At 72.5% G+C, this 13,171-nt stretch carries 8 protein-coding genes; 5 read left to right on the top strand and 3 right to left on the bottom strand.

What is annotated here, in order from left to right; genetic code table 11:
• Positions 1 to 75: 75 nt before the first annotated feature.
• Positions 76 to 855: a VOC family protein gene (locus OG309_RS15685; RefSeq protein ID WP_329421437.1), complete on the bottom strand. Its 780-nt coding sequence runs from the start codon at positions 853 to 855 to the stop codon at positions 76 to 78.
• A 230-nt stretch (positions 856 to 1,085) separates the two neighbouring features.
• On the opposite strand from OG309_RS15685, the gene OG309_RS15690 reads away from it, so the two are divergent.
• Positions 1,086 to 1,733: a TetR family transcriptional regulator gene (locus OG309_RS15690; protein WP_329421439.1), complete on the top strand. Its 648-nt coding sequence runs from the start codon at positions 1,086 to 1,088 to the stop codon at positions 1,731 to 1,733.
• A gap of 103 nt (positions 1,734 to 1,836) precedes the next feature.
• On the opposite strand, the gene OG309_RS15695 is transcribed toward OG309_RS15690, so the two are convergent.
• Together OG309_RS15695 and OG309_RS15700 are read right to left on the bottom strand one after the other, a co-directional pair.
• The gene (locus OG309_RS15695; protein WP_329421441.1) at positions 1,837 to 2,325 is read right to left on the bottom strand and encodes a nitroreductase family deazaflavin-dependent oxidoreductase; all 489 of its coding nucleotides are present in this window, start codon (positions 2,323 to 2,325) and stop codon (positions 1,837 to 1,839) included.
• The gene (locus tag OG309_RS15700; protein WP_329421442.1) at positions 2,326 to 3,525 is read right to left on the bottom strand and encodes an acyl-CoA dehydrogenase family protein; all 1,200 of its coding nucleotides are present in this window, start codon (positions 3,523 to 3,525) and stop codon (positions 2,326 to 2,328) included. It abuts the gene before it with no gap.
• A 140-nt stretch (positions 3,526 to 3,665) separates the two neighbouring features.
• Here OG309_RS15700 and OG309_RS15705 point away from each other — a divergent pair, with 140 nt between their 5' ends.
• The 4 genes from OG309_RS15705 to OG309_RS15720 all read left to right on the top strand — a co-directional run bounded on the left by OG309_RS15705 (position 3,666) and on the right by OG309_RS15720 (position 13,155).
• Positions 3,666 to 4,841 (top strand): thiolase C-terminal domain-containing protein, encoded by a 1,176-nt coding sequence (locus OG309_RS15705; RefSeq protein ID WP_329421444.1) that lies wholly within the window; start codon positions 3,666 to 3,668, stop codon positions 4,839 to 4,841.
• 135 nt (positions 4,842 to 4,976) lie between these two features.
• Positions 4,977 to 6,251, top strand: a complete 1,275-nt coding sequence (locus tag OG309_RS15710) for an FAD-dependent monooxygenase (protein ID WP_329421446.1) — start codon at positions 4,977 to 4,979, stop codon at positions 6,249 to 6,251.
• A 145-nt stretch (positions 6,252 to 6,396) separates the two neighbouring features.
• Positions 6,397 to 9,708: a FlgD immunoglobulin-like domain containing protein gene (locus OG309_RS15715; protein ID WP_329421448.1), complete on the top strand. Its 3,312-nt coding sequence runs from the start codon at positions 6,397 to 6,399 to the stop codon at positions 9,706 to 9,708.
• A 114-nt stretch (positions 9,709 to 9,822) separates the two neighbouring features.
• Positions 9,823 to 13,155: a hypothetical protein gene (locus OG309_RS15720; protein ID WP_329421450.1), complete on the top strand. Its 3,333-nt coding sequence runs from the start codon at positions 9,823 to 9,825 to the stop codon at positions 13,153 to 13,155.
• The last annotated feature ends 16 nt before the right edge of the window (positions 13,156 to 13,171 follow it).

The following is a 13,171-nucleotide window of genomic DNA, read 5'->3' on the forward strand; positions in this document are numbered from 1 at the left end:
GGTGGTTGCGAACCCGGGGGCGGATCGGGGTGTCCTAGCTCATATCGCCACGCGCGCCGCCGCTCGGGCGGTCACTCATTCGGCGGGCTCGGCGAGGACGGCGAAGCGGGCGCCCTGGTTGTCGTGGAGGACGGCGATCCGCCCGTGCGGGGTGTCGAAGGGGTCGGTGGCGACCCGGCCGCCGAGCCGTACGGCGGTGGCGCAGGTCGCGTCGCAGTCCCGGACGGCGAAGTACGGGAGGACGTGGCCGGGCAGCTCGGCGGGGAAGGCGTCGGTCATGACGGCCCGGCCGCCGAAGGCGCTGTCGTCGCCCGCGCGGGAGCCGGGCGGGGACCAGACGCGGTAGTCGAAGGAGCCGTCGCGGCCCTCCTCGTCGGGGTCGGCCTGACGGCCCAGCCAGCCGAAGACGGTGGCGTAGAAGGTGTCGACCGCTTCGGGCTCCCGGGTGTACACCTCCATCCAGCAGAAGGTGCCGGGCCGGTTCACGGTCTCGAAGCCGTCGTCGTCGCCGGACTGGCGCAGTCCGAAGACGGCGCCGCCGGGGTCGGCGGCGAGGGCCCGGACGCCGAAGGGGCCGACGGGGTAGGGCTCCATGACCATCCGGCCGCCGGCCGCCTTGATCCGGGCGGCGAGGGTTCCGGCGTTGCCGGTGGCGAGGTAGACGGTCCAGGTGGTGGGCATCCGGCCGTCGCGCTTGGGCAGGAGGCCGGCGACCCGCCTGCCGTCGAGGAGGGCCTCGTCGCGGTCGGGGTCGAAGCTCCAGCCGAAGAGCTCGCCGTAGAAGCGCTTGCCCGCTTCGAGGTCGGGGAGCTGCGCGTCCACCCAGCAGGGGGTGCCCTGTGTGAATACGGCCATGGCCTCACGCTAGGGTCCGTCTCCGCGCCCCGCACCCCTCCAAAAGCGAACATATGTGCCTTTAGGGGGTCCGGAGCCCTTGCCCCACAAGGGCTCCGAAGCAGTTGTCCACCGAAGTTGTCCACAGGCTGTTAATAAGCCTATTGGGGAGCGGGCCACGGATCCGGGGCCCGATACCCATTTGCAGTCGGCCGAATCGCGCGCCGATCACCCCTCGGTAAGCTGACGGCATGACAGGACAAGTACGCACCGTCGACGGCCGCGTGGCCGGACGACGCGGCCAGGCGACGCGGCAGAAGCTGCTCGACTGCCTCGGCGAGATGCTCAGCTCCTCGCCCTACCGGGACGTCAAGGTCATCGACGTGGCCCGGAAGGCGGGTACTTCACCCGCGACGTTCTACCAGTACTTCCCTGACGTCGAGGGCGCAGTCCTCGAAATCGCGGAGGAAATGGCCAAGGAGGGCGCGGGATTGACCGATCTGGTCTCCGGCCGCTCCTGGGTCGGCAAGGCCGGCTGGCAGACCTCCGAGGAACTGGTCGAGGGATTCCTGGACTTCTGGCGCCGGCACGACGCGATCCTGCGGGTGGTGGACCTCGGAGCCGCGGAGGGCGACAAGCGGTTCTACAAGATCCGCATGAAGATCCTGAACTCGGTCACCAACTCCCTGACGGACGCGGTGAAGGAGCTCCAGGCGAAGGGCAAGGTCGACAAGGACGTCAGCCCCGCCGCGATGGCGGGCTCACTGGTGGCCATGCTGGCGGCGGTCGCCGGCCACCAGAAGGGCTTCCAGACCTGGGGCGTGAAGCAGGCCGAACTGCGCCCGAACCTGGCCCTGTTGGTGCACCTGGGGATCACGGGCAAGAAGCCGACGAAGTAGCCCCCGCGAGCCCTCGGGGCTCTCCTTCACCCGTCCTGTCGCGCCGGCGGCGGTCCCGCGCTCGTACCTGTCGTACGGGCCCGGGACTGCCGCCGGCGTTCTTTCACCCCTCCGCCGGGGTGGTCCTGGTCAGCCGGAAGAGGCGGATCTCGCGCTCGATCCGCGCCTGGTACGTCGCGTACGGCGGCCAGAAGGCCAGCGCCGCCCGCCAGGCCGCCGCCCGCTCCTCCCCCGCGAGCAGCCGGGCCCGTACGGGGAAGCTCTCGCCGCGCCAGCTGACCTCGGCGTCCGGGTGGGCGAGCAGGTTGGCGGTCCAGGCCGGATGACCCGGGCGGCCGAAGTTGGAGCCGATCAGCAGCCAGGTCCCGTCCGCCGGCTCCGGCATGCAGGCGAGCGGGGTGACCCGCGGCTGCCCGGACTTCGCCCCCTTGGCGGTGAGGACCACGCCCGGCAGCATCTGCGCGCTGAGCATCACCTTGCCGCGCGTCAGCCGGTGCACGGTCCGGTCCATGGCGGGGATGAAGTGCGGGGCGACCTTGGCGAAGGCCCGGGTGGAGGAGACCTTCTGCATCAGGCGCAGTCCGATCGGCATCTAGGCCACCTCCCCGAAGAGTCCGCTGCGTTCGGCGGCGCGGGCGCGCAGCCGGTGGACGGGGCCGAAGAGGAGCTCGTCGGCGGCCGCGCGCCGGAAGTACAGAGGGGCGTCCTGCTCCCAGGTGCCGCCGACGCCGCCGTGCGGCCGGGCGGTCTCCGCGGCGACCGCCCGCAGCGCTTCGAGGGCCTGGGCGAGGGCCAGCGCGCCGGCCTCCGGTTCGGCGTCGTCGAGGGCGGCGCAGAAGGTGAGCGAGCGGGCGGCCTCGACCCGGACCACGAGATCGGCGAGGTGGTGCTCCACCGCCTGGAAGGAGCCGGCCGGGCGCCCGAACCGCTCGCGGGTGCCGACGTGCTCCACGGTCCGGTCGAGGGCGGCGCGGGCGGCGCCGACGGCCTCCGCGGCGAGGGCGACGGCCGCGGTGCGCCCGGCGGCGGCGAGCGCGGCGAGGACCACCGGCGCCTCCGCCCCCTCCTCCCCCAGCAACTCCCCCTCCACGTCCCTGAACTGGACGGTGGCCTGGGACCGGGTGACATCGAGCGCGGGCTGCCGCTGCCGTACGAGTCCGGCCGCGCCCTCCGTCCCGCGCACCAGGAAGAGCAGGGTGCGGCTGCGCGGGAAGCCGCCGGCGTGCGCGGCGACCAGGAGCAGCCCGGCGCTGTGCCCGTCGAGGACGTGGACGGCCTCGCCGTAGAGCGACCAGCGCTCGGCGCCGGCGGGCCGGGTCGCCTGGACGCCGCCGGAGCGCCCGCCGCCGGACCAGGGCTCGGCCGCGTTGTCCCCCGTCAGCCCGAGGGCGAGCGGGAGCGAGCCGCCGGGCAGGGCGAGGGCGCAGGTCAGCGACCCGTCGGCGATTCGGGGCAGCAGCTCGGCACGCTGCCGCTCGGTGCCGAGGGCGGCGATCAGCGGGGCGACGAGGACGGCGGTGGCGAGCAGCGGGGAGGGGGCGAGGGCGCGGCCGGTCTCCTCGCAGGCGAGGGCGAGTTCGGCGGGACCGCGGCCGGCTCCCCCGTACTCCTCGGGCAGGGCGATGCCGGGCAGGCCTAGGGTGCCGGCCATGGCGGCCCAGAGCCCGGTGTCGTACCCCTCGGGGGTGATGACGGCGGCGCGGATCTCGGCCGGTCCTGCCCGCTTCGCGAGGAGTTCGCGCAGGGTCCTGCGGATCTCCTGCTGGCCTTCGGTGACGGCGGCGGTACGCATGGGGCTCCCCTCCGTAACTGACGGGGCGTCATGTTAGAGCGGGGAGCGCCAGAAACACAGCCCGCGGCGCTCCGGAATCAAGCGCCCCGGCCCTCCCTACGGGGCACCGGATCGACCGTATCTGATGTACCGTCAGATTCATGCCCACCACCTCAGGGGACCGCCGTCGCCGCGTCGCCGTCGTCGGCATATCCCTCTCCGACTGCGGCCGCGTCGACGAGGCCACCCCCTACGCCCTGCACGCCCAGGCCGCCCGCCGCGCCCTCGCGGACAGCGGGCTCGACCGCTCCGTCATCGACGGCCTCGCCTCGGCGGGCCTCGGCACCCTCGCCCCGGTGGAGGTCGCCGAATACCTGGGGCTGCGACCCCGCTGGGTGGACTCGACCGCCGTCGGCGGCGCCACCTGGGAGGTCATGGCGGCCCACGCCGCCGACGCCATCGCGACCGGCCGCGCCCATGCCGTCCTGCTGGTCTACGGCTCCACCGCCCGCGCCGACATCAAGGCCCGCCGGCGCACCTCCAACCTCTCCTTCGGCGCCCGCGGCCCCCTCCAGTTCGAGGTGCCGTACGGCCACACCCTCATCGCCAAGTACGCGATGGCCGCCCGCCGCCACATGCACGAGTACGGCACCACCCTGGAGCAGCTGGCCGAGGTGGCCGTCCAGGCCAGGGCCAACGCGGCGCTCAACCCCGAGGCGATGTTCCGGACCCCGATCACCGTCGACGAGGTGCTGGACGGCCCGATGATCGCCGACCCCTTCACCAAGCTGCACTGCTGCATCCGCAGCGACGGCGGCTGCGCGGTGCTGCTGGCGGCCGAGGAGTACGTGCCGGACACGGCGAAGGCCCCGGTGTGGGTGCTCGGCACCGGCGAGTACGCGTCGCACACCACGATGTCGGAGTGGGAGGACTTCACGGTCTCCCCGGCGGCGGTCAGCGGCAGGCTGGCCTTCGAGCGGGCCGGCGTGACCCCCGCCGACATCGAACTCGCCGAGATCTACGACGCGTTCACCTACATGACGCTGGTGACCCTGGAGGACCTGGGCTTCTGCGCGAAGGGCGAGGGGGGCGCGTTCTTCGAGGAGAAGGGGCGCGCGGACCGCCTGCCGGTGAACACCGACGGCGGCGGCCTCTCCGCCTGCCACCCGGGGATGCGGGGCCTGTTCCTCCTCGTCGAGGCGGTGCGCCAACTGCGCGGCGAGGCACCGGGGCTCCAGGTGCGCCGCCCGGACGGCTCACTGCCGGAGCTGGCGGTGGCGTCGGGGACGGGCGGCTGGTTCTGCTCGTCGGGGACGGTGGTGCTGGGACGGGGGTGAGCGGCCCGGCGCGCGGCACCCGGGAGCCACCCCCACTGGATCTATACAAGCGTCATAGACAGACGTGTAGGACATCCGTATAGTCCTGTGTGCGGGGCCGGACGGGCCCCGCACCACCCGACAAGGAGTCCTGCCATGCGCGCAGCCCGTACGGTCCTGATCTCCGGCGCCTCGATCGCCGGCCCCGCCCTCGCGCTCTGGCTGCACCGCTACGGCTTCACCGCCACCGTCGTCGAGCGCGCCCCCGAGCTGCGCACCGGCGGCTACAAGGTCGACCTGCGCGGCGGGGCCATCGAGATCTGCGAGCGGATGGGCATCCTCGACGAGGTCCGCGCGCACTCCACGGACATGGCCGGCGGCTCGTACGTCGACGCGCGGGGCCGCACCGTGGGCGAACTGCCCGCCGAGATCTTCGGCGGCCGGGCGGAGCAGGACGACGAGATCATGCGCGGCGACCTCGCCCGCATCCTCCACGAGAGGACCCGCGACGACGTCGAGTACCTCTTCGGCGACTCCATCGCCTCCCTGCACGACGACGGCGAGGGTGTGGACGTCGTCTTCGAGAGCGGCGCCCGTCGCCGCTTCGACCTGGTGGTGGGCGCGGACGGCATGCACTCGCACACCCGGCGGCTCGTCTTCGGCGACGAACGGCGGTTCAAGCGGCACCTGGGCGCGTACATCTCGATCTTCACGGCCCCCGACCGGCTGGGCCTGGACCGCTGGGAGACCTACCACGCCCGCCCGAACAAGCTGGTCTCCGTCTACAGCACGTCCGGCGAGCGCGCCGGCACCGCCAAGAACTGCTTCGTCTTCGCCTCCCCCGCCGAGCTCGCCTACGACCACCGCGACGTCCTCGCCCAGAAGCGCCTGCTCGCGGACGCGTTCGCGGGCGACGACTGGGAGATCCCACGCCTGATCGCGGACTCGGCGGACGCCGAGGACTTCTACTTCGACGCCATCGCCACGATCACCATGGACCGCTGGTCCCGGGGCCGCGTCGTCCTCCTCGGCGACGCCGCCCACTGCACCTCCCCCGCCTCGGGCCAGGGCACCGGCCTCGCCCTGACCGGCGCCTACGTCCTGGCCTGCGAACTCGCGGCGGCGGGCGGCGACCACGTGGCGGCCTTCGCGGCGTACGAGACGGTGATGCGGCCGGGCGTGGAGGTCAACCGGCGCTTCGCGGAGAAGATGGTCAAGGAGATGACCGTCTCGTCCCGCCGCAAGATCGCCCTGCGCATGCTGCTGGTGCGGACCCTGCCGAAGATGCCGTGGAAGAACCTGATCGCCCGCATGATCCGCGAGGAGATCCAGCGGGCGGCGAACGCGGTGCCGGTGAAGGAGTACGGGGCGTACGAGAGGAACGGGACGGGCCGGATGAACCCGGTGAACGGGACACTCCAGGGCATCTGAACCCGTTCGAAACCCGCTTCCGGAGCGGCGGGGCCGCTGTTACGATCACGGCTTCGGACGGGAAGCGCCGGGAGGGGCCGCGCGGAACACGCGCGAACGAAGGCCACCCGTCCTCTGCCTGATCAGGCTTCGGAGGGGAATCACCTTGAACGCACACCCCCGCGTGCGCGCGCGCAGAGCGCTTGGCGCCGCGACGACACTCGCGATCGCCGTCGGCCTGACCGCGACGACCCCCGCCCCGGCCCTGGCCGCCGCGGCGCCGGCCACCGCCGCGGACGAGATCGTGATCCCGAACCCCGGCCGGTATCAGCCGCGCATGGACACCCTCTTCCAGGCCGGCGCCACCGGCTACGCGCACCGGCAGGAGGGCAGCGACGCCATCCTGTGGACCGACGCGGCCTCGGGAGCGACGAAGACCCTGTCCTGGCAGGCGGAGGGGGGCCACTCCGGCCTCAGCGCCTCGAACGCCGACGGCGGGACCGCGGTCACGATCACCGACCTGGCGACCGACCGCACGACCAGGATCCCCCTGCCCCAGGGCCGGTCCTGGGTCGAGGCCTTCACCACCGACACCGTGCTGGCCGGCACGTACGAGGCGGAGAAGCTCACCTCGATCGCCCTGGTCTCCGCCGAGAACGGCGCTCCGGTCGAACGCCCCGTGACCGGGCTCCCCGACGGCCTGGAGGACCTGCACGCGGACAGGCAGGACTCCCGCGGCGCCCTCTTCACCAACCCGATCCGTGACCGGGCGTTCTACCTCGACTTCGCGAGCGCCACCCTCGTCGAACTCCCGGCACCGCTCGCGGGCAGCACCCACTACCGTCTCTCGCAGGACCACATCCTGGCCTGGAAGGGCGGCTCGGGCACGCTGCTCACGGTTCCCCGGTCGAACCCGGCCGCGCAGCCCGTGACGACCGTCGTGGTGCCGAGCACGGCGGGCTCGGTCAAGACGGACTTCGCCGTTCTCGGTGACTGGGTGTTCGCCACCCCGTACACCGGGCAGCTCCCCTCCCTCGGCCCGGCGCTCCGGGCGGTCCCGCTCGGCGGCGGCGCAGCGGTGGAGCTGCTGCCCAACACGGGTGGCCGGATCATCCCCGCACCCGACGGCAGCCTCCTCACGGCCGGCGGCACCAACGCCGCCGACCGGGCCGTGCGCCGGATCGGCATCGGCCCGGACGGCAAGCCCCGGCTCGCCACGGTCCGTACGGTGCCGGTCGTTCCCCGAGGCATCAGCCACCTCGCGCTCGGCGGCGGCCGGGTGAGCTTCCTGAGCCCCCACAACGACTACCTCCAGCTCTTCGACGTCGACACGAACGGCACGGCCGCCCCCGTGCCGTCCCCGCCGAACCTGCGGTTCTCCTTCGCCGTCAACCCGGTGACCGGTCTCGCCTCCCTCGGCGACGGCGACTCCGTGGCCTCGTGGGGCACCTCGCTCGCCGCGCCCACCAGCCCCGGCTCCTACAGGTTCGTGCCGCTGCCCGCCCAGAGCACCGTCGTGGACGCGGCGGGCCGCTACGCCGTGGCCACGAGCGGCACCAAGACCTACGTCGGCGACCTCGACAACTTCCACGCGGACGAGCCGTCCGTCCTGCTCACCCTGACGAACTCCCCCGCCACGGTCTGGGGCACCAAGGCATGGAAGCCCGCCACGACGGCGGGCACGGTCAACTCGTACGACCTGAAGACGAAGGTCACCTCGGCACCCGTCGACCTCAGGTCCGGCTGCCGGCCCACCGAGCTCCAGACCACCGGCCGCTGGCTGTACTGGGCCTGCGGCACCACCAAGGCCGGCGTCTACGACCAGACGCTGAAGAAGAGCGTGGCCGTGCCCACCGGCGAGGCGCTGCTCGGCGACGGCTTCGTCGTCCGCCACGAGGGCGACAAGCTGCGCCTGACGGACGCGGCCACCGGCGTCACCACGGACTTCGCGGACCTTCCGGCCTCGGCGTCCGACTCCGGCCGCGGGACGACCTGGACCGTGGACAAGTTCGGCGACGACGTCGCGTTCATCGTCCCCGGCACACAGGACATCCACGTCAAGCGGGTCGCCGTCACCCCTCAGCCGTTCACCCTGCTCGACACGGGCGCCCTGCAGGTCTCCGGCGGCACCAGCAAGCTCCGCTGGCGCATGTCCCGTGCCGTCGGCGCGTGGAGCGTCGAGATCAAGAACGCGGCCGGCAAGGTCGTCCGCACCTACCGCGGCACCACCGGGAACGGCGCGGGCGTCCGCATCGACTGGGACAGCCGTGACGACCTGGGCCGTGGCGTCGAGGACGGCACGTACACGTACGTCATGAACGCCCAGCCCGTGAACGGCGTCGGGGCCGCGCTCCGCCGCACCGGCACGGTCGAGGCGTTCGACGTCGGCCTCACCACCCTCCCCGGCACCTACACCCCCGTCACCCCCACCCGCCTCATGGACACCCGCTCCGGCCTCGGCGTCCCGAAGGCCAAGGTCGGCGCCGGGAAGACCGTCTCCCTCAAGGTCACGGGCGCCGGCGGGGTGCCGGCCACGGGCGTGACGGCGGTGGTCCTGAACGTGACCGCGACCAACGCGACCACGAGCAGCCACGTCTCCGTCTACCCCTCCGGGACCCGGCAGACGTCCGCGTCGAACCTCAACTTCACCGCGGGCAGGACCGCCGCGAACCTGGTGACCGTCCCGGTCGTCGACGGCCACGTGAAGTTCTTCAACCGCGCCGGTTCGGTCGACCTGCTCGCCGACATCGCGGGCTACTACACGGCGGGCACGGCCGGTTCGGCCTACCAGCCGGTCACGCCGAAGCGGCTCATGGACACCCGCAACGGGACCGGCGTCGCCAAGGCCAAGGTCGCCGCGAACGGCACCGTCACCCTGCCCGTCACCGAGCCCGGCGCGACCGCCGTCGTGCTCAACGTGACCGCCACGAACCCGACCGCGACCAGCTTCGTGTCGGTCTACCCGTACGGGACGGCCCGCACGGCCGCCTCGAACCTCAACTTCACCGCCGGCCGGACCGTCCCGAACCTGGTCGTCGTCCCGGTCAAGGACGGCAAGGTCACCTTCTACAACAAGTACGGCACCATCGACCTCCTCGCCGACGTCGCCGGCTACTTCAAGAAGGACACCGGCTCCGTCTTCACCGGCATGCAGCCCTATCGCCTCATGGACACCCGTGACGGCACCGGCGTCGCCCGGGGCAAGGTCGGCGCGGGCAAGACCGTCAGCCTCCACGTCGGAGAGAGGTGCACGGCCGTGGTCCTCAACGTCACCGCCACGAACCCGACGTCGGCCGGCTACGTCTCCGTCCACCCGTACGGGACGACCCGCACCGCCGCGTCCAACCTCAACTTCACCGCCGGCCAGACCATCCCGAACCTCGTCGTGGTCCCTGTCCGGGACGGCCAGGTCACCTTCTACAACCACGCCGGCACCGTCGACCTCATCGCCGACATCGCCGGCTACTACACCGACTGACACCAGGACGACGTTCACGGCCCTCGGACGGGCGCCGGAGGGGGCAGCGCGGAACCCGCGCTGCAAAACGGCGCCCGCCCCCGAGCCTGACGACCCCCGGGAGGGGAACCCACCTTGCAGCAGCACGTACGAGCGCGGGCCCGGAAGATGCTCGCCCTCGCCACCACACTCGGCATCACCGCCGGGCTGACCGCGACGGTCACGGGGGCGGTCGCGGCGGCACCCGCGGTCGGCACCGCGGCCGACGAGGTCGTGGTCCCGGATCCGGGACGCGAGAAACCGCGTCTGGACGTCCTGCTCCAGGCGGGAGCCACCGGCTACGCACACCGGCAGGAGGGCACCGAGGGCATCGTGTGGACGGATGCGGCCTCGGGTGCGACGAAGCCCCTGCCCTGGCAGGCGGAGTCCGGCCACTCCGGGCTCAGCGCCAAGTGGTCCGGCGGCGCCATCGAGATCACCGACCTCGCGACCGACCGCAAGACTTCGGTCGACGTGCCCCAGGGCCTGTCCTGGATCGAGGCGTTCACTGCCGACACCGTGCTGGCCGGCAGGTTCGAGGCGGACAAGCTCACCTCGATCACGCTGCTCTCCTCCGTGGACGGGGCACCCTCCGAACGCCCCGTGACCGGCCTCCCGGCAAGCGTGGAGGACCTGTACCTGGAGGTGCAGGACTCCGGAGGCGCGCTCTTCTCCAACCCGGTCGGTGATCGGGCGTTCTACCTCGACTTCGCGAGCGCCGTCCTCACCGAACTCCCGCCCGCGCTCTCCGGGCTCACCGACTACCGCCTCTCCCCGGCGCACATCCTGGCCCGGAAGGGCGGCTCGGGCACACTGCTCTCGGTGCCCCGGTCGAACCCGACCGTCCAGCCCGTGACGACCGTCGTCGTAGCGAAGGAAGCCGGCCTGGTCACCGGCGACTTCGGCGTCCTCGGCGACTGGGTGCTCACCACCGCCTACGCCGGGCCGCGGCCTGCCCTCGGCGCGCCGCTCCGCGCGGTCCCGCTCGGCGGCGACACCGCCGTGGAGCTGCTGCCCCACACGGCGGCCCTGATCGTCCCTGCAGGCGACGGCAGCCTCCGCACCGTCGGCGGCAGCAGTGCCACCGACTGGGCGGTGCGCCGCATCGCCCTCGGTACGGACACCAAGCCCGTGCTCGACACGGTCCGCGCCGTACCGGTCATGCCCCGGGGCGTCACCCGCCTCGCGCTCGGCGGCGGCCGGTTGAGCTACCTGAGCCCCCGCGACGACACGACCGAGCTCCTCGACGTCGACGTGAACACCACGGGTGCCCCCGCCTCGGCCACCCCGACGCTGCGGTACTCCTTCCGCGACCCGGCGACCAGCATGGCCTCCCTCGGAGACGGCGACACGGTGGCGTACTCCGGCAGCACGCTCGCCGCCCCCACCGGTCTCGGCTCCTACAAGACCTTCCCGCTGCCTCCCCAGAGCACCGTCGTGGACGCGGCGGGCCGCTACGCCGTGGCGACCGACGGGACACGGACCTACGTCGGCGACCTCGAGCACGCCCGCGCGGACGCCTCGGCCGTCCTGCTCACCCTGACCGACTCCCCCGCCGCTGTCTGGGGCACCAAGGCGTGGAAGCCCGCGGCGACCGCCGGTACGGTCAACTCGTACGACCTGAAGACGAAGGCGACCTCGGCACCCGTCGACCTCGGCTCCGGCTGCCGGCCCACCGAACTCCAGGCCACGGGCCGCTGGCTGTACTGGGCCTGCGGCACCACCAAGGCCGGCGTCTACGACCAGACGCTGAAGAAGAGCGTGGCCGTGCCCACCGGCGAGGCGCTGCTCGGCGACGGCTTCGTCGTCCGCCACGAGGGCGACAGACTGCGCCTGACGGACGCGGCCACCGGCACCACCACCGACTTCGCGGACCTGACCGCCTCCGCGACGGGTTCCGGCCGCAGGACGACCTGGACCGTGGACAAGTTCGGCGGCGATGTCGCGTTCGTCGACCCGAGGACGCAGGACATCCACGTCAAGCGGGTCGCGTCGACCCGCCAGCCGCTCGCGCTCGTCGAGTCCCACGTGCCCTCCGACCTGCCCTTCAGCGGCAAGGACACGGCCGAGCCGAAGGCGACCTGGGCACCCGTCTGGCGGTTCTCCAAGCCGGTCGGCTCGTGGAAGGTCTCCCTCCTGAAGGGCAACGGCGAGGTCCTGCGCACCTTCGAAGGGACGCGGGGTGACGGCGCCGCCGTCCGCGTGGCCTGGGACGGCAAGGACGCGAAGGGCCGCGGCATCGAATCCGGCCAGTACCGCTGGGAGATGACCGCCCGCCCGCTGGACGGGGTCGGCGCCGCGCAGACCGCGTGGGCGGCGCTCAACGTCACCGGCAGCTCCCTCACCACCCTCCCCGGCACCTACACCCCCGTCGCCCCCACCCGCCTCATGGACACCCGCTCCGGCCTCGGCGTCCCCAAGGCCAAGCTGGGGGCCGACGGCAAGGTCATCCTGAAGGTGGCCGGCACGGCGGGCGTGCCCGCCGAGGGGCTCAGCGCCGTCGTGCTGAACGTGACCGCGACCAACGCGACCACGAGCAGCTTCGTCTCCGTCTACCCGTACGAGACGCAGCGCACCTCCGCCTCGAACCTCAACTTCACCGCGGGCCGGACCAGCGCCAACCTGGTCACCGTGCCCGTCGTCAACGGCTGGGTCGAGTTCTACAACCGCGCCGGATCGGTCGACCTGCTCGCCGACGTCGCGGGCTACTACACCGAGGGCACGGCGGGTTCGGCCTACCAGCCCGTCACGCCCACCCGTCTGATGGACACCCGCACGGGCACCGGCGTCGCCAAGGCCAAGCTGGCCGCGAACGGCACCGTCACCCTGCCCGTCACCGAGCCGGGCGCCACGGCCGTCGTCATGAACGTCACCGCGACCAACCCGACCGCGACCAGCTTCGTCTCCGTCTATCCGTACGGGACGACCCGCACCGCCGCGTCCAACCTCAACTTCACCGCCGGCCGGACGGTCCCGAACCTCGTCGTCGTCCCGGTCAAGGACGGCAAGGTCACGTTCTACAACAAGGCCGGCACCGTCGACCTCCTCGCCGACGTCGCCGGCTACTTCAAGAAGGACACCGGCTCCGTCTTCACCGGCATGCAGCCCAAGCGGCTCATGGACACCCGCAACGGCACCGGCGTCGCACGGGCCAAGGTCGGGGCCGGCAAGACCGTGAACCTGGCGGTGGGGTTCAAGTACACCGCCGTCGTCCTCAACGTGACCGCGACCAACCCGACGGCCACCGGCTTCGTCTCCGTCTACCCATACGGGACCACCCGCACCGCCGCCTCCAACCTCAACTTCACCGCCGGCCAGACCGTCCCGAACCTGGTCGTCGTCCCCGTGAAGGAAGGCAAGGTCACCTTCTACAACCACGCCGGCACCGTCGACCTCATCGCCGACATCGCCGGCTACTACACCCGCTGACAGCGGCACCACACCC

This window comes from Streptomyces sp. NBC_01268, from assembly GCF_036240795.1.
In the GTDB taxonomy this organism is placed as follows: Bacteria; Actinomycetota; Actinomycetes; order Streptomycetales; family Streptomycetaceae; genus Streptomyces.